The sequence below is a fragment of the Streptomyces sp. NBC_00237 genome (assembly GCF_026342435.1).
Classification (GTDB): Bacteria; Actinomycetota; Actinomycetes; order Streptomycetales; family Streptomycetaceae; genus Streptomyces.
Genome location: NZ_JAPEMT010000003.1, coordinates 1,244,069 through 1,263,954 on the forward strand (window position 1 = coordinate 1,244,069; position 19,886 = coordinate 1,263,954).

At 68.5% G+C, this 19,886-nt stretch carries 24 protein-coding genes and 2 pseudogenes; 5 read left to right on the forward strand and 21 right to left on the reverse strand.

Going from position 1 to position 19,886, the window contains the following annotated elements:
- Positions 1 to 76: 76 nt before the first annotated feature.
- Together OG897_RS32330 and OG897_RS32335 are read right to left on the reverse strand one after the other, a co-directional pair.
- Entirely contained in the window at positions 77 to 1,438 is a 1,362-nt protein-coding gene (locus tag OG897_RS32330) for a hypothetical protein (RefSeq protein ID WP_266662398.1), read from the reverse strand.
- An 83-nt stretch (positions 1,439 to 1,521) separates the two neighbouring features.
- Entirely contained in the window at positions 1,522 to 1,644 is a 123-nt protein-coding gene (locus OG897_RS32335) for a hypothetical protein (protein ID WP_266662400.1), read from the reverse strand.
- A gap of 35 nt (positions 1,645 to 1,679) precedes the next feature.
- Here OG897_RS32335 and OG897_RS32340 point away from each other — a divergent pair.
- Together OG897_RS32340 and OG897_RS32345 are read left to right on the forward strand one after the other, a co-directional pair.
- Positions 1,680 to 2,129: pseudogene (locus OG897_RS32340) on the forward strand (transposase); the annotation flags it as partial.
- A gap of 262 nt (positions 2,130 to 2,391) precedes the next feature.
- Positions 2,392 to 3,231: an IS5 family transposase gene (locus OG897_RS32345; protein ID WP_266662402.1), complete on the forward strand. Its 840-nt coding sequence runs from the start codon at positions 2,392 to 2,394 to the stop codon at positions 3,229 to 3,231.
- Positions 3,232 to 3,765: 534 nt separating this feature from the next.
- Here OG897_RS32345 and OG897_RS32350 read toward each other — a convergent pair.
- From OG897_RS32350 to OG897_RS32360, 3 genes are all read right to left on the reverse strand, one after another.
- Positions 3,766 to 4,407: a hypothetical protein gene (locus tag OG897_RS32350; RefSeq protein WP_266662404.1), complete on the reverse strand. Its 642-nt coding sequence runs from the start codon at positions 4,405 to 4,407 to the stop codon at positions 3,766 to 3,768.
- Entirely contained in the window at positions 4,404 to 4,853 is a 450-nt protein-coding gene (locus tag OG897_RS32355; RefSeq protein WP_266662406.1) for a hypothetical protein, read from the reverse strand. The genes OG897_RS32350 and OG897_RS32355 overlap by 4 nt, the downstream gene beginning before the upstream one ends.
- Before the next feature lie 91 nt (positions 4,854 to 4,944).
- On the reverse strand, positions 4,945 to 5,292 hold the full coding sequence (locus OG897_RS32360; protein ID WP_266662408.1) for a hypothetical protein: 348 nt from the start codon (positions 5,290 to 5,292) through the stop codon (positions 4,945 to 4,947).
- A 107-nt stretch (positions 5,293 to 5,399) separates the two neighbouring features.
- Here OG897_RS32360 and OG897_RS32365 point away from each other — a divergent pair, with 107 nt between their 5' ends.
- Both OG897_RS32365 and OG897_RS32370 read left to right on the forward strand, forming a co-directional pair.
- Positions 5,400 to 5,627 carry a hypothetical protein gene (locus tag OG897_RS32365; protein WP_266662410.1) on the forward strand — a complete coding sequence of 76 codons (228 nt, stop codon included), beginning with the start codon at positions 5,400 to 5,402 and terminating at the stop codon, positions 5,625 to 5,627.
- Between the two features lie 82 nt (positions 5,628 to 5,709).
- Complete coding sequence (locus OG897_RS32370; protein WP_266662412.1) at positions 5,710 to 6,009, forward strand: fic family toxin-antitoxin system, toxin component; 300 nt, start codon at positions 5,710 to 5,712, stop codon at positions 6,007 to 6,009.
- Positions 6,010 to 6,018: 9 nt separating this feature from the next.
- On the opposite strand, the gene OG897_RS32375 is transcribed toward OG897_RS32370, so the two are convergent.
- Positions 6,019 to 6,159: a ParB N-terminal domain-containing protein gene (locus OG897_RS32375; RefSeq protein ID WP_266662414.1), complete on the reverse strand. Its 141-nt coding sequence runs from the start codon at positions 6,157 to 6,159 to the stop codon at positions 6,019 to 6,021.
- On the opposite strand from OG897_RS32375, the pseudogene OG897_RS32380 reads away from it, so the two are divergent.
- Positions 6,143 to 6,361, forward strand: a pseudogene (locus OG897_RS32380) (IS5/IS1182 family transposase); the annotation flags it as partial. The gene OG897_RS32375 and the pseudogene OG897_RS32380 sit on opposite strands and share 17 nt — an antisense overlap.
- A 3-nt stretch (positions 6,362 to 6,364) precedes the next feature.
- On the opposite strand, the gene OG897_RS32385 reads toward OG897_RS32380, so the two are convergent.
- From OG897_RS32385 to OG897_RS32455, 15 genes are all read right to left on the reverse strand, one after another.
- On the reverse strand, positions 6,365 to 6,913 hold the full coding sequence (locus tag OG897_RS32385; protein WP_266662539.1) for an SMI1/KNR4 family protein: 549 nt from the start codon (positions 6,911 to 6,913) through the stop codon (positions 6,365 to 6,367).
- Positions 6,914 to 7,001: 88 nt separating this feature from the next.
- Positions 7,002 to 7,712, reverse strand: a complete 711-nt coding sequence (locus OG897_RS32390) for a hypothetical protein (protein ID WP_266662416.1) — start codon at positions 7,710 to 7,712, stop codon at positions 7,002 to 7,004.
- A 229-nt stretch (positions 7,713 to 7,941) separates the two neighbouring features.
- Entirely contained in the window at positions 7,942 to 8,577 is a 636-nt protein-coding gene (locus OG897_RS32395; RefSeq protein WP_266662418.1) for a hypothetical protein, read from the reverse strand.
- A gap of 66 nt (positions 8,578 to 8,643) precedes the next feature.
- Positions 8,644 to 9,165 carry a hypothetical protein gene (locus OG897_RS32400; RefSeq protein ID WP_266662420.1) on the reverse strand — a complete coding sequence of 174 codons (522 nt, stop codon included), beginning with the start codon at positions 9,163 to 9,165 and terminating at the stop codon, positions 8,644 to 8,646.
- A 209-nt stretch (positions 9,166 to 9,374) separates the two neighbouring features.
- A complete protein-coding gene (locus tag OG897_RS32405) occupies positions 9,375 to 9,986 on the reverse strand; it encodes a hypothetical protein (protein WP_266662422.1) in 612 nt (203 codons plus the stop codon).
- Positions 9,987 to 10,070: 84 nt separating this feature from the next.
- The gene (locus OG897_RS32410; protein ID WP_266662424.1) at positions 10,071 to 10,673 is read right to left on the reverse strand and encodes a hypothetical protein; all 603 of its coding nucleotides are present in this window, start codon (positions 10,671 to 10,673) and stop codon (positions 10,071 to 10,073) included.
- A gap of 172 nt (positions 10,674 to 10,845) precedes the next feature.
- Positions 10,846 to 11,445 carry a hypothetical protein gene (locus tag OG897_RS32415; RefSeq protein ID WP_266662426.1) on the reverse strand — a complete coding sequence of 200 codons (600 nt, stop codon included), beginning with the start codon at positions 11,443 to 11,445 and terminating at the stop codon, positions 10,846 to 10,848.
- Between the two features lie 58 nt (positions 11,446 to 11,503).
- A complete protein-coding gene (locus OG897_RS32420) occupies positions 11,504 to 12,109 on the reverse strand; it encodes a hypothetical protein (RefSeq protein WP_266662428.1) in 606 nt (201 codons plus the stop codon).
- Positions 12,110 to 12,273: 164 nt separating this feature from the next.
- The gene (locus tag OG897_RS32425) at positions 12,274 to 12,519 is read right to left on the reverse strand and encodes a hypothetical protein (RefSeq protein ID WP_266662430.1); all 246 of its coding nucleotides are present in this window, start codon (positions 12,517 to 12,519) and stop codon (positions 12,274 to 12,276) included.
- Between the two features lie 359 nt (positions 12,520 to 12,878).
- Positions 12,879 to 13,580, reverse strand: a complete 702-nt coding sequence (locus OG897_RS32430; protein ID WP_266662432.1) for a hypothetical protein — start codon at positions 13,578 to 13,580, stop codon at positions 12,879 to 12,881.
- Positions 13,581 to 13,854: 274 nt separating this feature from the next.
- A complete protein-coding gene (locus OG897_RS32435; RefSeq protein WP_266662434.1) occupies positions 13,855 to 14,313 on the reverse strand; it encodes a hypothetical protein in 459 nt (152 codons plus the stop codon).
- A gap of 159 nt (positions 14,314 to 14,472) precedes the next feature.
- Positions 14,473 to 15,090, reverse strand: coding sequence for a hypothetical protein (locus OG897_RS32440; RefSeq protein WP_266662436.1), 618 nt, complete (start codon positions 15,088 to 15,090; stop codon positions 14,473 to 14,475).
- 127 nt (positions 15,091 to 15,217) lie between these two features.
- Positions 15,218 to 17,071 (reverse strand): ParB/RepB/Spo0J family partition protein, encoded by a 1,854-nt coding sequence (locus OG897_RS32445; RefSeq protein ID WP_266662437.1) that lies wholly within the window; start codon positions 17,069 to 17,071, stop codon positions 15,218 to 15,220.
- Between the two features lie 189 nt (positions 17,072 to 17,260).
- Positions 17,261 to 17,938 carry a DUF2958 domain-containing protein gene (locus OG897_RS32450; protein ID WP_266662438.1) on the reverse strand — a complete coding sequence of 226 codons (678 nt, stop codon included), beginning with the start codon at positions 17,936 to 17,938 and terminating at the stop codon, positions 17,261 to 17,263.
- Between the two features lie 106 nt (positions 17,939 to 18,044).
- Positions 18,045 to 18,470 (reverse strand): hypothetical protein, encoded by a 426-nt coding sequence (locus tag OG897_RS32455; RefSeq protein ID WP_266662439.1) that lies wholly within the window; start codon positions 18,468 to 18,470, stop codon positions 18,045 to 18,047.
- Between the last annotated feature and the right edge of the window lie 1,416 nt (positions 18,471 to 19,886).

The following is a 19,886-nucleotide window of genomic DNA, read 5'->3' on the forward strand; positions in this document are numbered from 1 at the left end:
CAGTTCTCGGGGTGGTGCGAGCCGGTCTCGACGACGAGAACGGTTCCCGGGACGGTGGCGTCCTCGACCGCGAACGTCAGCGGACCCCAGCCGTTTGACTGGCAGTAGGTCGGCTTGTGGCGGACGCGCCAGCGGTAGGTGACGCCGTCCACGACGATGCGCCGGGAACCCTTCTTGACCAGCGCCACCGTCTGCTCCTTCGACTGCCCGTATGTCGCTCCGACACTCCCAGCCCGGCCTCGGGGAAGCAAACCATTTGAGTTTCCTCGGCATAGTCACAAGAGCGGGCGGCATCCTTCTGGCGTTGGCGGCGGGCGCGCATCCCGTGGGGGTGGAACCGCGGTGGCTGCGACCGTTCGCATCCCGTCGTCTGCTGCCCGTGGCGGGGAGCAGGGGCATCCGCTGGCCCGGCCACGGCTGGGCGCGCTGCGGGACGGGGCGTGAGCACGCCGGGGCAGTACCCGCCTTCGTCCTCCCACTGCCCTGCCGCGTCCTGTTCGGCGCGGGCTTCCTGCTGGGCGAGCGTGACGGGCGGGCGGTAGAGGCGCAGCGCACCTGGGTCCAGTGCCACCAGGCGGCGTCCGGCTTCCTTCTTCTCGTCGCTTCTCATCCACCGGCGGGCGGCGCGCGCGGTGCGGGCGGCGTGGGCGGTCTGCTTGTCGGGGTACAGACCTTGCGGGTACAGGCGGGCGAGCGCGAGGGCTCTCTCACCCATCGGGCTGAGGGTGAGCACGAGGGCCCCGTCGTCCTGCCGCGTACTGGCCAGGAACCGGGCGGCGTACAGCGCTTGGGCCAGCGGCTTGCTGATCCGGCGCCCGCCCGACCACGGGCCCGGGGCCGGAGCCCGGCGGACGACGCCGTTGCGGATGTACAGGCAGCCGGTCGCGGCCGCTTCCAGCACGCGCACGTGTCCGGCCGTCCACCCGAGTTCGGCGACGGACAGCTGGGCGTAGAAGCGGTTGCGGGCGGCGATATCGCGGTTGTCGGCGTCCATACCGGTCGCCGCCCGCTCCTGCGCCTCCTGCTCAGCCTCCGCCCGGCGCGCCGCCCGCTCCCGCCCGGCACGCTCCTGGGCGGTCAGCGGGCGTTCCACCTGGGCCCGCAGCCCGGTCGCGGTGACCTCCACCTCGGCGGCCGCCTGGGCGTCGGCCGCGCACGCGATGGCGCGGGAGGCGTAGTTGGCGAGCGTGCCGACGCTGACGTCGTCCTCCTGCCAGGTCTGTGCCCAACGGGCGTACTTCTGAGCCTGGAGGGCGTGCGGGTGGGCGGCGTGCATGCGGCGCTCCAGCCGGGCGGCGGTACGTCCGGTGGCGCGGGAGACCGCTTCCATTGCGGTGTCGGCCGCGCCGACGGCGAGGGAAGCGGCTTCCTGGGCGACGCGCACATACGTGTGCGAGGGCAGGACATCGTGCCCAGCGCTCTCGTGACGGTCGTGCATGGATCCTCGCAGAGTTGAGATGAACGGCCCGGGGGTACGGGATTCCCGCCCCGTACCCCCGGACCCGGTGAACTGAGGAGGTGTCAGCTGCGGGCGCGCTCGATGATCTGGGCCAGGCTGATGGACGGTTTGAACTGGCCCATCACGGGCTCGGCGGCGGCGTACTCGGCGAACAGCTCAGGGTTGAGCTGGGCGCTGCGGACCAAGTCCTTGGTTCCCGCGAGCGGGCACGCCCGGCACGACAGACGCCGCCAAGAAGATCGTGGGCAGGAAGCGCGGCATCCTGACCGACACGCTCGGCCTCATCCTCGCCGTGACCGTTACCGCCGCCGGCCTCTCCGAGAACGCCCTGGGAATACGCCTCCTCGACCAGGCGAAGGAGACGTACCCGACCATCTCCAAGAGCTGGGTCGACACCGGGTTCAAGAAGGCCGTCGTCGAGCACGGAGCCCAGCTCGGCATCGACGTCGAAGTCGTCAACAGAAACCCCGGAGTTCGTGGATTCCACGTCGTAAAGAGGCGCTGGGTAGTGGAGCGGAGTATCGGTTGGATCATGATGCACCGGCGCCTCGCCCGCGACTACGAAACCCTCACGGCCAGCTCCGAAGCCATGATCCACGTCGCGTCGATCGACAACCTCGCCAAGCGCATAACGGACGAGACCACGCCAACCTGGCGAGGTACCTACTAGGACAGAAAGGGCAATCTGCCTAGATTAAACGCCCTCTGAGAGGGCGTTTACGCAGGTCAGGCCCGGTAAGAGCTTTTCGTTCCTGCCGTATTTGGGGCACATGGGCGGGTAGGCGGCTATCGCGCTTCCAGAGGTCACGAACTCGACTGTCCGTCTCGTCCGCGATTGCTTCCTGAAGTTCGTCTGGTTCGAAAAGATCACAGAATCGCCTGATGGACAGCGGAACGCCACCTTCCGGTGCGGCTCATGATCACGCTACGGCGTGAGCCAGCGGAAGCCGTACCCCAGCGACCTGTCCGACGCCCGATGGGCCCTGATCGAGCCGACGTTGACGGCCTGGCGGAAAGCCCGGCTCGACCGCAGGCCCACCGGCCAGCCGCCCAAAATCGAACTCCGTGATGTGTTCAACGCAATTCTCTACCTGAACCGCACGGGAATCCCCTGGAAATACCTCCCGCACGACTTCCCGGGACACGGCACCGTCTACTTCTACTACGCGGTCTGGCGCGACGAGGGAATCTTCGCCCAACTCAACTACGACCTCACGGGCTTGGCTCGCGTGAAGGAGGGGCGCAAGCCCGAACCGACCGCCTCCGTCATCGATACCCAGAGCGTGAAGACCTCCACCAACGTGCCCGTGACCAGCCAGGGAACCGACGCCGCCAAGAAGATCGTGGGCAGGAAGCGCGGCATCCTGACCGACACGCTCGGCCTCATCCTCGCCGTGACCGTTACCGCCGCCGGCCTCTCCGAGAACGCCCTGGGAATACGCCTCCTCGACCAGGCGAAGGAGACGTACCCGACCATCTCCAAGAGCTGGGTCGACACCGGGTTCAAGAAGGCCGTCGTCGAGCACGGAGCCCAGCTCGGCATCGACGTCGAAGTCGTCAACAGAAACCCCGGAGTTCGTGGATTCCACGTCGTAAAGAGGCGCTGGGTAGTGGAGCGGAGTATCGGTTGGATCATGATGCACCGGCGCCTCGCCCGCGACTACGAAACCCTCACGGCCAGCTCCGAAGCCATGATCCACGTCGCGTCGATCGACAACCTCGCCAAGCGCATAACGGACGAGACCACGCCAACCTGGCGAGGTACCTACTAGGACAGAAAGGGCAATCTGCCTAGATCAAACGCCCTCTGACACGAACCGCCCTCAGGAAGAGGAGGTGATGCAGCCAGCCTTCCATCCCCCGGGGAAGCCGGGAGGTCTTTACGGAAAGCAGAGTCGCAGCTGAGAGCCGCAATCAAGGCTTAGCGCCAACCGCTGTACCGATGGTCCCCATGGCCGGTAAACCCCGATGGGGCCCTGCACGAACGGTTCACGACGGAGCGCTTCGAGAAGAGCTTGCGCGTAGTGGTGAACTCCGTTGTGTTCCGCTCCTCTGGGCAAGGGCTCACCACCGCTGGCACCTACACCGAAATGGCTTCCCGGCTTACCGAACCCGTCCTGCTCCGCTTCGCGGTGCTCGCCGTACGCGGCCGTATCAAGCGGTAGAGCCCTCGACGGTGCACGTGTCCACCTGGACGCGGATGGCACTTCAACGTGCTGTTCTCCCGGGACCGGCGGTTCAGGACCGACGAGGTGGCAGGCAGGCAGCACCTGCGGGTGCTGGTGGCCGGGGGCTGTCCTGCTGCTTTACCAGTCGGTGAGGTCGACGACGTAGCGGCAGTGGGGGTCGTCGGCCCCGGTGAGCGCTCTCCACTCCTCTTCGAGCATGGAGGGCAGTACCGCGAGGAGGGCGGTGAGGGCCCCGCCTGGTTGTACTTCGGCACCGATGACGGAGTTGTCGCCGGTGCCCATGTAGAGGCGTAGGAGCCCCGCCTCCCGGAACAGGAATCCGCGCAAGCGGCTGGGGCTGTCTTCGCCGGCGGGGCGTGTCAGGGTCTGCAGCAGGGTGGAGGTCCAGTCGTCCGTGGTGAAGGGTGCCTCTTTCACCTGTGTGGGGTCGACACGGTAGAGGTTCATCCCCATGACGGCAGTTGCTGCGTCCGTCGGGCGGACGGGGGCGGTGCTGGCGCCTCGGAGCAGCGCGACGATGTCGTGCGGGGTCCGTAGGTCTTCTCCGTCCTGGAGCGGGACTTCGTACACGGTCAGTCGGCTGGGGGCGGTCTCGTTCTGCGCGCCGAGGGCCACGCGAACAGCTGGCGCCCGGTCTGGTGCTGGCATCACCCCTCGCACGTACTGGTCGTCCAGCAGCGGCGCGTACGCGTGGTGCGTCAGGAGATCTGTTGTTTCTGCCTGGAGGTCGGCGATGTCCTCGTAGTCGTCGTCCGTCATCGCGGTTCGTTCACCCAGTTCGGACACTTCGTCATGCCGTTGCAGTACGCCGTAATCACGCCGATCACCTGTCCCTTGCCCGCGTCGTATCGGCCGTCAGCTGTCTTGCGTGCGTATCGGACGACGACGGTGATCTTCAGTGTTCCGTACCTCGGGTTAGCGGCATTGCCGTAGTAGGTGAGGTTGGCGCCGTTGACCTTGTCGACTTTCCATCCGATGGGGGCGTTGAGGAAGTCGCATCTCCTGATGTTGTGCTTGCCGGAGAAGTGGTTCCAGCCGAGTTCTCCGTTGCCCCACCGCGTCGGGATGACTCGGCCGTCCTGGTCGTTGGCACTGCACTTGACGGTCTTGTTCCAGTACGGCCCCGCGTGGGCGGGAGCAGCGAAGCCGATGAGGAGCATCGCTGCCGTGGCTACCGGGGCGACAACGGCGGTGATCTTGTTCATGTCGAGACTGTGACATGCGCACAACTGTCCCTAATAGGCTTTCACTTCCCTTTCCTTCCATTAGGGTACTTTTAGCGGCTATGTTCGATGGCTAACTGAAATGTCGGATGCGATCCAGGTCGGCGTCGAGGACGGCGAGGTCCGGGTGGTCCCGCAGTTGTTGTTCGCGCGCCCAGTGGGCGAGGTCTGCCTTGTGAGCTGTGCGGACGTCATCGACGGTGACGTCCGCGAGCATGGCGATGTTGTCCATCTCCAGTTCGCTGAATCCGTTGTAGCGGTTGGCAGGGGCGCTGGCGGCGGCCATGTCATGGGCGTAGCTGATGCCTGCGGCGGTGAGCTTCTCGTGCAGCCAACGCCGGAACGGGGTGTCCTGGTCCTTCCACGCGGGGTCGTAGTTGTCGTATTCGGGGTCGTCGAAGCCGGGGCCGATGTGAGGCATGGGTGAGTTCCTTTCCAGGGGGCTGGGGCATGCGGTGGGTCGGTATGGGGCGTCCCGGTGCCGACGTTCCCCTGCCGCCGCGGTGCGGCGGCGGCTACCGTGGGGGCATGGCCCGGGAAATTCGCATTGAGATCAGTGACGAGGCGTACGAGCAGCTGAAGCGTGCGGCTGCGGAGAAGCACGTGCCGGCCGAGGCGTACGCCGGTCAGGTCCTGGATGCCGATCTCGCGCGGGCCCGGTTCTACGAGGGTGCTCGGCTGTTCATCGCCGAGCACGCCGAAGGGTTCGCCGAGCGGTTCGGTGGGCCCGCAGGCCGTTCCGCCGACGCTGCGTGACCGGGTCGGCATCGTGTTCTTGACGATCGACGTGCCGTGGCTCCTACACATTGCGCAGACGGAGCTTCGCGGGGATCCCGAGGTGGTCGACTGGGGGGCCTTGGAGGCCGCCCGGGCGAGGCACTGCTACCGGGTGATGGACACTCCGGTGTACGACCAGCCGCACCACCGGGCCGGTGCTTTGATGCAGCAACTTGTTGTGGCCCCTGCTCTGGAGCACTCCAACGAGTTGTTCGCCGCGGCGGTGTCGGCCGCGTACTTGCACGGTTCGAGGCTGCGGGTGTCGGTGGACACCAAGGCGGCCATGGACTTGGTCGAGCAGGTCCGCGGTGGTCTGGACGTGCGGCAGATCGCTGTGGCGCTGCGGGAGTGGACGCGCTGAACGTCTCGTTCAGGCGAGTGTGGTGACGATGCGGACCGGCACCGTGTCGAGGCCGGCGATCTGGGCGGCGAGGAATCGCCGGCGTCCGTGGAGGATGGTGTACGGCCGGTCGAGAGCTTCTAAGGGCGCGAAGGGGTTTGTGGTCCTCACGAGGCGCTGGGTGGTGGAGAGGAGCCTGGCGTGGCTGTTGCACGCGCGCCGGAACGTCCGGGACTACGAGACGAGGCCCGAGCACTCCGAAGCGATGCTCACGCTCGCCGCGATCACGCTCATGACCCGCCGCCTCGCCCGGCACTCCGTTTACCCGAATGGGGCAAAGCCCCGCGTCTCCCAGGCCGTCGTAGCGGCCTGAGCATCAGAAGTCCCAGTCCAGTTCATCCTCGTCAACGGCGACAGGAAGGTAGCTGTCCACCGCCTCGCCGGTCTCCAGAGCCGTGGCTGTCGCATCCAGGAGAGCCGGGAGTGACGCCCACATGGGGTGGCGCGAAAAGGAGCATCCTGTTTCATGATCGGCATTGCCGATCCTTCCGCGGCGACGATAGGGGCGCTGGTCGATGATGAGGTAATCCCCTGCACCGTCAAAGGCGAAGGGGATCCACTGCGCATGCCACCACGGCCCGTATTCGCCGTCCGGGTCGCCTTCTTCTGCTCCCGCCAGCACATCTCCGTAGATCTTCATGCGCGTCTGCCAGGCACTCGTGATGTTCTGCACCTCAAGCAAAGACCAGAAGGGCGGCAGCAGGTCGTAGTGGCCCATCCCGTTGTGCCGTAGCAAGGACTCCACCAAGGGCTCGGGGAACGGCTGACCGATGGCCTGCTCGGCCACGGCAATTGCCGAGCGCTCCGCCGGGGGGCTAAGAGCAGCAAACGTACGAGGCGTGTGCTGGGCGAGCCAAGCCTCTATACGGGTCCAGGACCCGGATATTGACGAAGTCATCCTGGGATCATCCCAGTTCGACGCGCCGCTGAACGGGAGGATTCGAGACGGGTTCTTACGGCGCGGGCGAGGTGCTTTCCTGGCGCTTGCGCGCTTCCTTCATCGCCCGTTCCCATTTCCATGCCGGTTCGCCCTGGCGGGCGGCCAGGGCTGCCCCGGCGCCGCGCTTCCATCCCCCGGTCTCCCGCAGGTACTCCTGGGCCACGGTGACGCGCCGTTCGGTCTCGGCGGAGGTTCCGCGCGGCTCGGTACCCTCGCCGGGCCTGCGCCCGGACACGCCGGTGGTGTCGTTGGTGCGCTTGCGGTCAAAGTCCTGGAGATCGCCGCGGCGGAACGCGCGGGCCGTCTGGCCCCTGCCGGCCGGGAGAGATCCGGCAGGTTCGGGGAAGTAGCCCGGGTTGGCGGAGAGGTACTTACGGATAACCCCCCCGTCGGTGAAGCCGAGGAGCCGGGCGGCCTCGTTCAGCGGGATGAGCTCCTGCGGGTCCCCGGAGTGGAGGGCAGGATCCGCGGGGAGGACCTTCGCCTTCTTGCGGTTCTGGTGCGTGGCGTAGAACCGCTCGACGGCCTGGCGCTCGAAGTAGTCCACCCGCTCGATGGTCACACCCTTCTCCGGGAAGCGGGCCTCCTCCGGCTGCTCGTCCCGTTTGGTGTACCAGGTGCCCACCGTCCACTTGCTGGCCCCGGTGTGCTCGGCGATCCACTCCCGGCTCACGTACTCGCGGCCCTCGACCTCGACGGTGAGGGGGCGGGCGGCTTTGGCCATGAATGGCTCCTCCGGGAGAGGCCGCCGCCGGGGCAGCCCGTATGATGGGCTTGCTGTTTTGCTCGTGGGTAAAACGCACGATGGCCGGTGGAACGTTCGGCCGGAGTTGCCGCTCCGGGTCGACACCTCAACGGGGTGCCTTTCGCCGGCCATCACCCTGTGCACTTTCCCAGGCAAGACGATTGCAATTAAGCACCCCCCGGGGTGGGGTGTCAACCGCACCGCCAGCTCAGTAGCCCGTTGCCTCCTCCCCTCCGGGCGCAGTCTCCCGGAAGCGGGCGCGGGTTGCGTCGGCCGCCGTGAGGACTCCGTCCAGGTACAGGCCCTTCAGTACCCCCGCGGGAAGCTGCTGTTGGGCGTGCCAGCGGAACGCCATGGCCATGCGGCCCGCCGTGCTGACCCATACCTGGTCGGTGTGGGGTACCTGGGAGAGCCAGCCGCGCCCGAGCAGGATGGACGTCTGCGTGTAGGGGATGCGGCTGAAACCGGCGTCGACGGCGCTCGGGGTGCCGTCCGGGTCGCGCAGTACCCGGGCGTCCGTTCCGGCACGGTCGATGAGTTCCAGGTCGGTGTACTGGCGGGCCGTCAGCTTCTGGGGGTGGACGACCGGCAGCAGTGTCAGGGCTGTGCGCCCGTGTCGGCCCTGGATGCGGATGATCCCGTACGTGCAGACGGTCAGGGGGGTGCGGCGGTCGGCTGCGCGTTGCACGGTGTTGTCGGCTTCCCAGCCGGTGAGGTACCCGGTGACGTGGTCGCCGTTGGTGGTGTTGGTCTCCTTGAACGCTGCGGGGGCGTACCCGCCGGGGTGGTAGGAGCGGGGGGTCAGGATGCCGTGCCGGGACGGGCGGGTGGCGGGGTGGGCCATAACAGGGTGTCTCCTATCTGTCGGGCTGCTGGGCGCACCCCAGGGGGCGGGGTGCGCCGTGGGGGTTCAGAGTTCGAGCCATCGCATGCTGTGCCGGAGGACCGGGGGCGGTGGTGGGGTGGTGCTCATGTCGCCGAGGGGGAAGGTGGTTCCGCCGATGAAGGGTTCGCTGTCCCACTGGACGGCTGCCCAGTCGCGGTGGCGGATGACGATCGATCCCTTCTGTCCGGTGAGGGCTCCCGCGTCGCGGGCCCAGAAGACAGACCCCTCGGTGAACTCCTCGTGAGGTGCGCGGCCCAGGTCGCGGACGGTGGTCCAGAACTCCCGGAGGTGCGGGCCTTCCTCGGCGGTGAGGTGATCCCGGATCTGTTCGGCGACGTCGAGTTCGGCGATGCCCTCGACGGCAAGGCGGTAGTTCCGGCCGCACGACCATCCGCCGTATCCCACCTGGTAGCGGGGGAACTTCACCTCCCACGCATCCGCAGTGGGGTTCTCACAGGTGAAGCGGACAAACCCCAGATGGGCGTTCGGGTCGTGGGGGCGGTCCCACCAGAACTCGTGGGCGGACATGCGCAGGACGTCACGCATCGGCTGTTCCCTTTTCCGAGAGGGCGCGGGGCGTGGTCTCCGCGCGAGGTGATCAGGTGTGGACCGGGGGACCGGGCTTTCCGGGCGGGCTGCCCGGCCGGTGTGCGGGCCCGGAACGGTCACCGGGCGCGGAGGGGGCGGGGCCCGGGTGCCGGTATCCCCACCTCTGTCTCCGTGCTTCCAGTGACCGGCGGCCCAGGAACGGTGGGCTACTGAGCCGGTGGGGGTACGGCGGCGGACATCTGCCGTTGTACGACCTCGCCGTACGCGCGCAGGAGGGTTTCGAGCGTTTCGGTGTCGACGTACCGGAATTCGACGGTGTGCCTGTTCCCGCTGAGGACTTGTGCTGTCATGCGCTCGATGGATCCCCTTCCCGCCCGGTACTCGACCCATGGGGAGGGGTCGTTGCGGGTGAGCTCGGCCCCGGGGACGAGCGCCGCGAGCCTCTGGGCGAATGCGTGCTGCTGTTCGTCGGTCTGCCGGGATGCCGCTGCCGCGGCGACCACTTTCGGGTACACGCTGTTGTCAACCGGCAGCACCTTGGCGGTGATCGCGTCGGCGAGTGCGGCCGGAGGCCGGTCGGTCCGGAACTGGGTCGAGGGCTTGTCGACGGCGTACAGGGTCACCGGCGCCTTCGGATAGTGGACGGTCACCTCCACGTGGGAGGGACGGCGGTAGACGGGCAGGAGCACGATGCGGCGCCCGTCGGGGTGGACGAGTGCGGCACCGTTCTGGGGCGTCGCATGGTGAATCTCGGCCGTCCAGCGGGGCCCGAGCAACGGGGCGGTCTGGCGGGCGAGTCGAAGAAACCGGTTCAACACGTGCCTGCTCCTTGAGGTCCGGTGGCGGGCTGGGCGGGTGCTGCGGGGCGCGGGCCTGTTCCGGGCCCGTCCCCGCAGTGCTGGTCACACATCAGGGGCCAGCAGGCGGGCGACTGCTTCGGCCTGCGCGGGGGTGAGGTGGGTCAGGTTCATGTCGACGTGGCTTGCGTCGGGCTGGATGAGGGCGGTGATGCGTGGTGAGGGGGCGAGGATGTTGTGGGCGATGACTTGTCGCCAGTGCTCGCTGTTGTAGGCGGTTGCGATCCGGGAGTGCGGTAGGACATCCGCGAGGAGCCGGGTCAGGTCGTCGCGTGCCTGGGTCTGCTGCGCGTAGCGGTTGCGGTCCGCGGCCACGGCGTCCAGGGCCTCGGCGTAGCCGGGCAGGAAGCGGCGGCGCAGATGCGAGGCGAGGTGGCGGGGGAGGTGACGGGCGGGCATGTCGGCGGTGACGCTGATCTGCGGGGCATCCGCGCTATGCAGCAGTCGCCGGTCGTCGGCCTTGTCAAGGTGACCGTAGGCGGTCAGCCGCTGGCCGTCGCGGGTGATCCGGATCCGGTAGGGATCTCTACCGGGACGGGGGCCGGTCAGCATCACAGCGCTGTGCCAGGTGTCATGGGGAGCTGCGCGCCATCCGACGCCGAGCAGCGCAGCGGTACGGCGGACCGTGGTCAACAGCGGGGCAGGCACGGGGAGTCTCCTCGGACGGGGCGGGGATGTGATGGTGCGCGGCGGCGGATCCGCGGGGTCGGTGGTCGCGTCCGGTAGGCACGGGTGGTGGGCATGGTCCAACCGGAAGGTGAGACAGGGGCGGGCGGCTCCTGAAGCAGCGGGACAAGAGGGCCGCCCGCCCTCGTGCGGGCTAGGACTGGGTGGGTGCCAGTTGGCGACAAATGTCTTCGGCCTGCTCGGGCGTGAGGTTGCTCAGCTCCAACCCAACGCGCGCCCCGTCGTGGCGGACGGTGGCGGTGATGCCGATCTCGCCCGGACCCTGGTACGGGGTGTGGACGGTCGGTCGGTCGCGCCCCGATACCGTGCTGGTCCATGCTCCCGGCATGGCCTCCTGAAGCCGGTGCACCACGGCATCGCGCCCGGTGTCCTGCTCCTGGTAGCGGGCGAGGGACTCGGCGGCCTGGGCGAGTGCCGTGTCGTAGTCGGGCAGGAAGCGGCGGCGCAGATGCGAGACAAGATGGCGGGGGATCTGGCGGGCGGGCATGTCGGCGGTGACGCTGATCTGCGGGGTCGTGAAGTCGTTCAGCCGGTTGTCCCCGTGGTTGTCGAACAGCCCGTACACCACCAGCCGCCCGTCCTCGTCGGAGATGCGGACCTGGTAGGGGTCGCCGCCGGGGCGGGGGGCGGTGAGGAGAGCGGCCCGGGGCCAGTGGGGATCGGGGGCGGCGTTCCAGCCGACTCCGAGCAGGGCGGCGGTGCGGCGGGCGGTGGTCAGAAGCGGTGCGGGCATCGACACTCCAGGGGCAGGGGACCCGCGTGCGGGGCGGACTGCGGGGCGACGGGCGTTGCTACAGGTCGGGTGCGAGCAGGCGGGCGACGGCTTCGGCCTGGGCGGGGGTGAGGTGCGTGATGTTCATGTCGACGTGGAGGCCGTCATGGTCGACTTCGGCGCAGACCCGCGGGGAACTTTTCAGGTGGTTGTGGGCCGTGACCTCGCGCCGGTACTCGCCGCTGTAGGCGTCCCTGGTGCGGGAGTGCGGCAGCAGGTCCGCGAGGAGTTGGGTCAGGGTGTCGCGGTCGGCGGTCTCCTGGGCGTAGCGGGCCCGGTCCGCGGCCACCGCGTCCAGTGCTTGTGCGTAGGCAGGGAGGAAACGGCGCTTCAAATGGGATGCCAGGTGGCGGGGGACCTGCCGGGAGGGAAGATCGGCGGTCACGGTGACCTTTGGCGCGTCCGCGCTGTACAGCAACCGGCGGTCATCGGCCGTGTCCAAGTACCCGTACGCCAGCAGGCGTTTGTCTTCCTGGGTGATCCGGATCCGGAAGGGGTCTTTACGGGGGCGGGGGCCGGTCAGCAGGACGGCGTGGGACCCGAAGTCAAGGTCGGGGACGGCGCGCCATTTGGGGCCCAGCAGGGCGGCGGTGCGGCGGGCGGTGGTCATCAGCGGAGCGGGCATGGGTGTCCGTTCGTACGGGTGGGGTGTGGGGCTGTGGGGGCTGGGCCTGGGCATGGGGCGCGGCTGGCCGACCCCACCCCCGGGGGGGCCTTGGGTGGCTGGGTTACCGCATGGTGCGCGCGTGTTCGGCGGCCGTCTGCGGCCAGCGGTGGCTGGCCTGGCGCTCAGGGGCTGACCGTGGCACGGATGATTTCCTCGGCCTCCCTGGTGCCGTGCTCGGCCACCAGGAAGAGGATCTGGTCGTCCATACCGCCGTTGTTGATGGCGGTAGCCCGGCGGGAGCATGTGTCGTGCACGGCCTCGTCAAGGTCTGATGGGTCCAGGTCCAGGGACTCGGCAACGGCCATCAGGCGGGCAGCTTCAGCTTCGTCCGGGCGGGGCGTGCTGGTCTGGGCGTCCGGCTGATTCATCAGCGTTTTCCTTTCGGGAAGGTGGGGGCGGGCCTGTTCTGCCCACCCCCCCCCGGGGGGGGTGGGGTGGGTCAGGAGGTGCGGGGCTTGGGGATGCGGGGGCTGTCGAGGGGCCGTCGGGGGGCGGGGATGGGGCGGCGGGGGATGACCGGCTCGTTGTCGGGGTGGTCCAGCACGCGTGTGCTCCTTCGCTGTGGGTGGGGGTGCGGATTGCCGTCCGCAACAGAGGGGGGCCTGTTGGGCTCGGCCCTGCCCCGGCCGGACAGAGAACGGGGCTCTGTCCGGGCGGCGCGGGGCGTGCCGACGAGCGGGGCCGGGGGCCGGGGCGCGGGGGCTGCGGCCCCCGGGCTCCGGCGGGGTCAGAACGCGGCGCGGGCAGCTCTGCGCTGCTCGATGGCGTGGCGGGTGTACACGACCTGACGGGCCCCGTCCGCGCTGAGCGCGTATACCGTCACGAACACCAGGGAGGTACGCCGTGACCGCCACCGGGCGTCACGGATGACGGCCATCTGGAACTCCCGGGCCCCCTCGCGCGGTACCTCGCGGGCGAAGTGGACGCGCTCCCCGCTGACGTCGGCCACGACGAGGAAGGGGCGGAAGTCACCAACGGTGTGCGGGCGGGCGGGCCCCAGCGTCGTGTCCGACAACTGCGCGCGGGCACGGGTGAGCATCTCCGCGATGTACTCGCCCGGAGACCGTTCGATCTGGCGGGGGTTGCGGCTCCACCAGACATCGGCCTGCTCCATGGCCGTGGCGAACTCGAACGGCCCGAACACGCTGATGACTTCCCGGGCGTGCTCGTCGCGCCCCGACGATTCGGCACGGGCGGCGTTCGCGGCGTTCGTGATGGAGGTGGTGCGGCGGCGCATGGCCATGGCCGCGCACGCCGTGCCGTAGTAGACCGCGTCGCCGTCCTCGTTGCCGTCCTCGTCCAGCGGGATGAGCGCGACGGTGCGCTTCAGGTTCGAGCGGCCGCAGCAGTCACACGTGGTGCAGTCATCGGTAACGCCCTTGATCACCCACCGGGCGGAAGAACGGGGAGCGGGGGACGTGTTGCTCATGGCATGACTCCTTGAAGGAAGGGGGATGGGGGTTGCGCATGGCGCTGGGGGCGCAGCAGGGCGGTGTGGCGCGGCCCCGGGGGAGTGGCGGCATCTCTGGGCGCGCTCTTCGCTCCGCGAAGGCGGTGCGCCGCCGCTACGCGGCGGAAGACTGTGCAGCGCTCCGCGCTCTGCGCTGCCGGTCCGGTGGTGGGCGGGGGCCGGTGGGTCAATCGCTCTGCGATCGGCCCACCGGCGTACGATCCGCCCGGGTGAGTAAGAGGGGCGGGGCGGGTCAGTCCGTGGGGGCCGTGTACCGGCCGTAGAAGCACGATTGGCCGTTGCGCAGGTACAGCCACGGGAACCCATGGGACGTGTGCTCATCGGCGAACGCCCCGCACCGGACGCACGGCGCGCCCCATTCCGGCGCGGCAACTGGCTCGGCTGACCAGATCGGCAGATCCCAGGTCCACGGGAACACCCCGGCCGTCCAGTGCAGATGACCGTCCGGGAAGAACTCGGTCCAGTGGTTCGGCCATCCGACGGGCGGGGTGCGCATGCTGTGCAGGACAGCCGTCCGTACGGTCGTGCCGCGCCAGATCTGCACACCGCTGGTGGTGCCCGGGGGAGGGGTGATGCGGTATGCCTCGGCGAACTCGTAGGTCTGCACCGCGAAGATCAGGGGCGGCGGGCTGTCGCCGTGCACGGTGATCGGACCGGCGAACGGGTGGTGGTGGGGGCGGGAGACCGTCATGGGGTAACTCCGTTTCGAGGGCGACTGGTGGCGGCCAGGGGGACGCCTGGGCGGGGCGGGGAGGGCAGCACGTACCGGCCTGGTGTGTCGGCGTGGACGCCGGGGGTTCCGCCCCCCCGCCCGCCGGGGGTGGTCGTCCCGGTGGGCGGGGCGGGGCGCTCAGCCCTTGATGAGGGTTCGGACCTGGGCGGCGCGGCGGAGGGTGAGGTCCGCCCGGTATGCCTGGCGCACCTGGCGGATCCACGTGCCGGTGTGCTCGGCCAAGTCCCGTACGCCGCGCACGCTCGGCGTCGTACGGGTCCGGTCGGCGAGCCGCGCGTGTTCGGCGCTGATCTCGCAAACCGTGTGGTCCAGCACTTCCCGGCACCCGTGCAGCCGGGTCGTGCGCGCCCATCCGCACGGCTCTCCGGGCTCCTGCTCCTGGACGACCATGGACACCTGCGGCCACCCGAGCGTGTTCCCGGCGGTGATCGACACGTCCAGCAGCAGCGTCACCCGGCGGTCGTGCCACGGCGCGTAGGGGTAGGGGTGGGCGGGGCCCGGGACGGCTGCCTCGGCCCTGCTCTGCGCGTAGGCGGCGAAGCTCTCCGGCGACGGGTCGTCGCCCCGGCGGTGCAACCGGTTCAAGTAGCCCACCAGGACCGGCAGTTGCCAGGCGGCGGAGCCGAACGGGGCTGCGGGCATCGAGTAGGCGAGAGCTACCGCCCCCTCCTCACCGGGGACGCTGAGGGTGGCGGACACGACGGCCAGGAACGGGAAACGAGGGTTCAACGGCATGGGGGTCTCCATGGGGGCGGTGCCCGGCCCCCACACGCTCAAGGGCCTGCGACCACAGACAGGGGAGGGGGAGTGAAGCCAGGGCTGGGGCCCGGGGGTGACGCGCTCGGCGTCACCCCCGGTGCCGCTACTCCTGCGCGGGGTCCACCGCGTCCGGGGCATCCGGCTCCGGGCCGTCCCCGGACGAATCCGCCGCGTCCTCGTCGCTGGTTTCCTGCGGCGTGCCCCCGGCGTCGTCGCCCGCGTCGCCCGCGTCGTCCTGGTCGTCCGCGTCGCCCGTGTCCGGGGCGGGGTCCGGCTGCTGCCCGTCGGCGGTGTCCTCGGGCGTCTCCGTCTGCCCTTCGGTGATCAGGGCGTTGAACTCGACGTCGTCGACGATCGCCTGTTCCACCAGGGAGAGGGTGTAGCCGATCGTCGCGAGGTAGGAAAGGTAGACCCGTGCGTCATCACGGATGTCGTTGGTGTCGAAAGAAGGCTTGTCCGTGCGCCAGGTCTGGACCTCATCGAGACGCTTCTCGTAGCACCCCGCGATGATCGCGAAGTTGATCAGGTTCAGTTTGCCGGGGGTCGCTCCCGCCGGTGCCCACGTGGTCCGGTTGTCGGCGCGCTTGTCCTCGCCCAGCAGCTCAGCCACCAGGGCCACGCGGGAGACTTCCCCGGTCCACATCTGGACCGGCTTGCGGGCGGCAAGCCACTGCCCGGTCACCCATCCGGCAAGCGTGGGCGGGGCGGTCTTGCGCTGAAGGAACACGTCCTTGAGCCACGTACGGCGCGTCTTGGTGGCGGCCCGGTAGGCGGCGTTCCCCGCAATCTTCAGCTTCCGCTCCATGCTGTCGGGCACAGGCTTCACCACGGGCGCGGGCCTCGGCGCAGGAGCGAGCGGCGGCACATCCTCCTCGCCCTCGCCCCCGTCCTCCTTTTCCCCTTCCTTCTGGTCGCCGCCCCTGTTGCCCTCCTGACGGCCCGTGACGGGCCCGGCGGGCTCCTCGACCACGGCCACGCGGGGGCCGCTCTCGGCCTCCTGCGACTCCTCCTCGGGCTCCTCCGGCTCTTCCTCCGTCTGCAACCCGCCGGGGTAGCCCAAGTGCCCGTACTCGTCCGGCGCGATACACCCAGTCAACAGAGCATCCGGGGTGTCGCTGTCGTCGTCCCACGTGACGGCGTGCCCCGGGCACTCGGCGTGCCCCTCCTCCGTCAGCTGGTCACCCGCTTTGTCCCACAGGTACTCAAGGATTTCGAACTCTTCGAACTCCTCGCCCTGGATCTCCTCCGACTCGACCAGCCGCACACCGTTCGCCCGGCACTCCTCGCGCACCACTTCACGGGCCTGGCAGGCTTCGCGGGCATCACGCTCCGCCGTCGCCTGGTGCTCGAACGTCCCCTTGGCATGGGCGTCAACGAGTCGGGCAACAGCTTCTTCGTCGTCGTCGAACTCCGCCAGTACGGCCAACACCGACAGATCCCACTCATACCCGTCGGACTCCGCGAGCGTGCGCCGGGTACGGTCGCTGACCTTCCGCGCGGTGGCAACCGCATGAGCCACATCATCATCACTGCGCCCGGCACGACGGGCGGCGGCGGCCGGTGCCATACCGGCCTCGATCGCCAGGAACAGAGCGTCGGCCTGCTCCAAGTCGGTCAACGCCTTGCGCCCCTCCTCGGCGTTCTCTACCAACATCTCGATATACGCCAAACCCACCTCCCGGCGGGCGGGATCCAGCACATATACCGGGGCTTCGGTGAGCTCGGCCTGCCGCGCGGCGGCAAGACGGCGCTTGCCCTGGACGACGTCGAACACCTCGGGAGCGTCCGGGGCGGGCTCCACCACCAAGGGGACGATGATCCCGTTCTCACGCACGGAATCGACAAGCCAACCGTCCTCGATACCAAGCACCTGACGGACGTTGCGCTCGTCCCGCAACTGCAACAAGGGAAGCACCGTGGCGACGGGCGGGGCGGTGATCTTCTTCTTCGTGCTCATGGAGCGGCCTTTCTGGATTGCTCGTGGTGGTGTGGAGGGGGGTTGCCGCCCCCCTCCACGAGGGCGCTCGGCCTCGGGACATGACGGATCACGGATATGCCGACTGATCCCTACTCCGACCGTGCGCCGGTGGGCTGGGAGCGGAGGGGCCCAACCGAGACGGTCGCCCCTCCGCAAACCCGAAACGTCCTAGCGCTGGGAACCGTGGAGTTCCACCGCGAGATCCAACGACTCAGCAGTTGCTTTCAAGAGCCATCCGACTGTCCGTTCTGCGGCGGTCGCCTCGGTCTCCCCTGCGGCAATGTGGCTGAGGAATTCCATCCCCAATGCGTCCAATACATCGTCCTGGGCGTACGAGCGAAGGAAGAACTCAAGGGACAGTCCGGTTTTCGCGGAACTGGCCTGAGCGCATGTGGCCATGGTCAGCCCGAGCAACTCGCCGAGTCGCTCGGCGTCCTGCGCGGTAAGCGGCTCGCTGTACTGGTACCCGCTACTGTCGGGCTGGGTGCCGTTGATCCTGGCGACGTCCCCGGCACGCACCGGCTTGAACGTCACGTCCCGCTCGATGACGTACCCCTGTGCGTTCAGCTCCTCCATCTCGGTGAGACTGGAGTAACCCCACTCCCCGCAACCCGGGGTCACCTCCGCCCACCCGAAAGCGGTCAGGCTCTCGGGGTCCACCTCCGCGATGTACCAGTCACACCGACCGACGGAATAGTGCAGATGCACCACCGTGTCGGAGGTCGAAGTGTTCTCGGTCCCGTACAGCGGAGGGATACCGGCCAACATCTCAGCCGACGGGTAGAACGCGTGCTTACGGCGCTCCCCATTCTTCTCCGCCGGGAACTGCTGCTCGTTCTCGTTCACTGCTGCTCCAAAGTCTTGCTCGTGGTGTCGGGTTACGAGGGGGGTTGCCGCCCCCCTCTTCCCTACAACTGGAAGTATACTCGCCCTTGATGTTGGATGCAACCGATCAAGGGTGTTCCGGAACGGCGAATCCCGCTTCGTACGTGACGCCGAACTCCGGCGGTACAGGCTCGCCCGTCTTGGCGTCGGTGCAGTAAGCGGCGAAGACCTGGGCCACGGTGAGCGGAACGAGATCGGCGGTAACGGCCCAACCGCGTACCGTCTCCGCACCGTCCGCCGAGAAGGTACGCGTGACCAGACCTCCGCTCCGATTCTCCAGGGCGGACGCCAGTACCGCCATAACATCGGGAATGGAATTCGGGTCGTCCAGAATCATCGTCGCATCCGTGTAAACACACATGAATGCCGGGGAGCGGCCGTCCGTCGACACAACAACGTGGTGGTGCCCCTCTGGAAGGGAAAGCATCAAAGCAAAAAGCCGGTCCGCCACCCTGTCCATCAAGTTTTCGTCGGATGTCAACTTCGCCTCCATCTCGCCTGGGTACTGCCCCAGGGGGCCCACCCGCCTTGTATCTACAATTGGAAGCATACTCGCCATTGGTGTTGAAGGCAACTCGCCCCCTGACCAAGCACCTGACTAACCCCCTGACCCCCCTTTGCCCACGCGCAACCATCAATGCAGGTCAGTGCCCTTGGTGAGCCCTCTCAGAACTCAGACAACCCCCCTCACGCCCCCCGCGCCTGCCCTGACCCCGGAAAAGTAGGGCCAGGGCAGACGCGGCGACCGCTCGGGGGGTTCGGGGCGGGAAGGGATATCGCTGCGCCGGACCGGGGCCCGGCGCGGACCGGGACGGCGGCCTGGCGGCCGCGCACGGCATCGTGACCCTTGCCCCATCCCTTGCCCTATCCCTTGCTCCACCCCTTGCTTCACCCCTTGCCCTATCCCTTGCGCCACCATCCAGACACCCGGAACGTTTGCGCTGGTCAGGCCCCATGGTTGGTACCTCACAGAACCCAGACAACCCCCCTCACGCCCTCCTGTCCTGCTACCCCTGGGAAAAGGGGCGGGGCAGCACGACAGGAGACCGCTCGGGGGGCTCGGGGCGGGAAGGGATATCACTGCGCCGGACCGAAGCCCGGCGCGGCCCGGAGCGGACCGGAGACGGCGGCCACACCGCGCGCTGCACACCTGCCGGGCTCGTGCCCTGTCCCAGGCGGGCTCCCGGGCGTTGCACAGGCACGAGAAACCGTCCCGCTTCTCCGCTGGAGAAAAAGCTTCTGACCACCGTTACTGAGGCTGCCGCATGAATGCGCTCGCGGGGAAACACTGAACTCTGGTCTGTGAATTCGGGTCGCATTCCCAGGGTGTTTGCTCGGGAGTTGCGGCCCTTCTTTCGTGGCTTGCTTTCAGGCAAGAGCGAGGGAATGAGTTCGGGGGTGCAAGCCTTCGGCTGGACTCTCCCGGGAGCTTTCAGGGCGGTCCGGGGTGGTGCTGCCCGAACCCAGACGCTACACAGTCAGAACACGTGATGCACCACCCCTGGGGTGCGTCCGCTCCTGTGAGTGGCGCGGCATCAGATTCCGTCCCGCAGGTGCGGTCTGCTGGTGGGCTCGACCGGACGGTCCCAGGGGGAGGAGGGGGGCAGGGTGGAGCGCAGCGGAGCCCGTCACCACGGTGAGGCCAGCGCCTGATCAAGCCGACAGTCCGTCACTCTCGTTGCGGGGGTGGTGGCTGGGAATCCCAGACCCTACACAGGCCCGCACACGATGCACCTCCTCCCGTAGCCAGCCCCAGTGACCGCGCTTGCGCGGTCACGCCAATTCGCGCTTGCGCGAATTGTATTCCGTTCGGAATTCCGTTTACGGAATTCCATTCCGGCGCTTGCGCCGGAATTAAATTGCGCTTGCGCAATTCGTCGCTTTATGCCCCGGCTTGCCGGGGCATATC

What these genes read in the sequence shown, in the direction of transcription:
- OG897_RS32390 (WP_266662416.1), bottom strand. Translation starts at nt 7,712, where the DNA reads ATGGCCAAAGCCGCCCGCCCCCTCACCGTCGAGGTCGAGGGCCGCGAG.
- OG897_RS32435 (WP_266662434.1), bottom strand. Translation starts at nt 14,313, where the DNA reads ATGACGGTCTCCCGCCCCCACCACCACCCGTTCGCCGGTCCGATCACC.
- OG897_RS32440 (WP_266662436.1), bottom strand. Translation starts at nt 15,090, where the DNA reads ATGCCGTTGAACCCTCGTTTCCCGTTCCTGGCCGTCGTGTCCGCCACC.
- OG897_RS32445 (WP_266662437.1), bottom strand. Translation starts at nt 17,071, where the DNA reads ATGAGCACGAAGAAGAAGATCACCGCCCCGCCCGTCGCCACGGTGCTT.
- OG897_RS32360 (WP_266662408.1), bottom strand. Translation starts at nt 5,292, where the DNA reads ATGCCTCACATCGGCCCCGGCTTCGACGACCCCGAATACGACAACTAC.
- OG897_RS32395 (WP_266662418.1), bottom strand. Translation starts at nt 8,577, where the DNA reads ATGGCCCACCCCGCCACCCGCCCGTCCCGGCACGGCATCCTGACCCCC.
- OG897_RS32415 (WP_266662426.1), bottom strand. Translation starts at nt 11,445, where the DNA reads ATGCCCGCACCGCTTCTGACCACCGCCCGCCGCACCGCCGCCCTGCTC.
- OG897_RS32355 (WP_266662406.1), bottom strand. Translation starts at nt 4,853, where the DNA reads ATGAACAAGATCACCGCCGTTGTCGCCCCGGTAGCCACGGCAGCGATG.
- OG897_RS32350 (WP_266662404.1), bottom strand. Translation starts at nt 4,407, where the DNA reads ATGACGGACGACGACTACGAGGACATCGCCGACCTCCAGGCAGAAACA.
- OG897_RS32420 (WP_266662428.1), bottom strand. Translation starts at nt 12,109, where the DNA reads ATGCCCGCTCCGCTGATGACCACCGCCCGCCGCACCGCCGCCCTGCTG.
- OG897_RS32400 (WP_266662420.1), bottom strand. Translation starts at nt 9,165, where the DNA reads ATGCGTGACGTCCTGCGCATGTCCGCCCACGAGTTCTGGTGGGACCGC.
- OG897_RS32425 (WP_266662430.1), bottom strand. Translation starts at nt 12,519, where the DNA reads ATGAATCAGCCGGACGCCCAGACCAGCACGCCCCGCCCGGACGAAGCT.
- OG897_RS32430 (WP_266662432.1), bottom strand. Translation starts at nt 13,580, where the DNA reads ATGAGCAACACGTCCCCCGCTCCCCGTTCTTCCGCCCGGTGGGTGATC.
- OG897_RS32455 (WP_266662439.1), bottom strand. Translation starts at nt 18,470, where the DNA reads ATGGAGGCGAAGTTGACATCCGACGAAAACTTGATGGACAGGGTGGCG.
- OG897_RS32330 (WP_266662398.1), bottom strand. Translation starts at nt 1,438, where the DNA reads ATGCACGACCGTCACGAGAGCGCTGGGCACGATGTCCTGCCCTCGCAC.
- OG897_RS32365 (WP_266662410.1), top strand. Translation starts at nt 5,400, where the DNA reads ATGGCCCGGGAAATTCGCATTGAGATCAGTGACGAGGCGTACGAGCAG.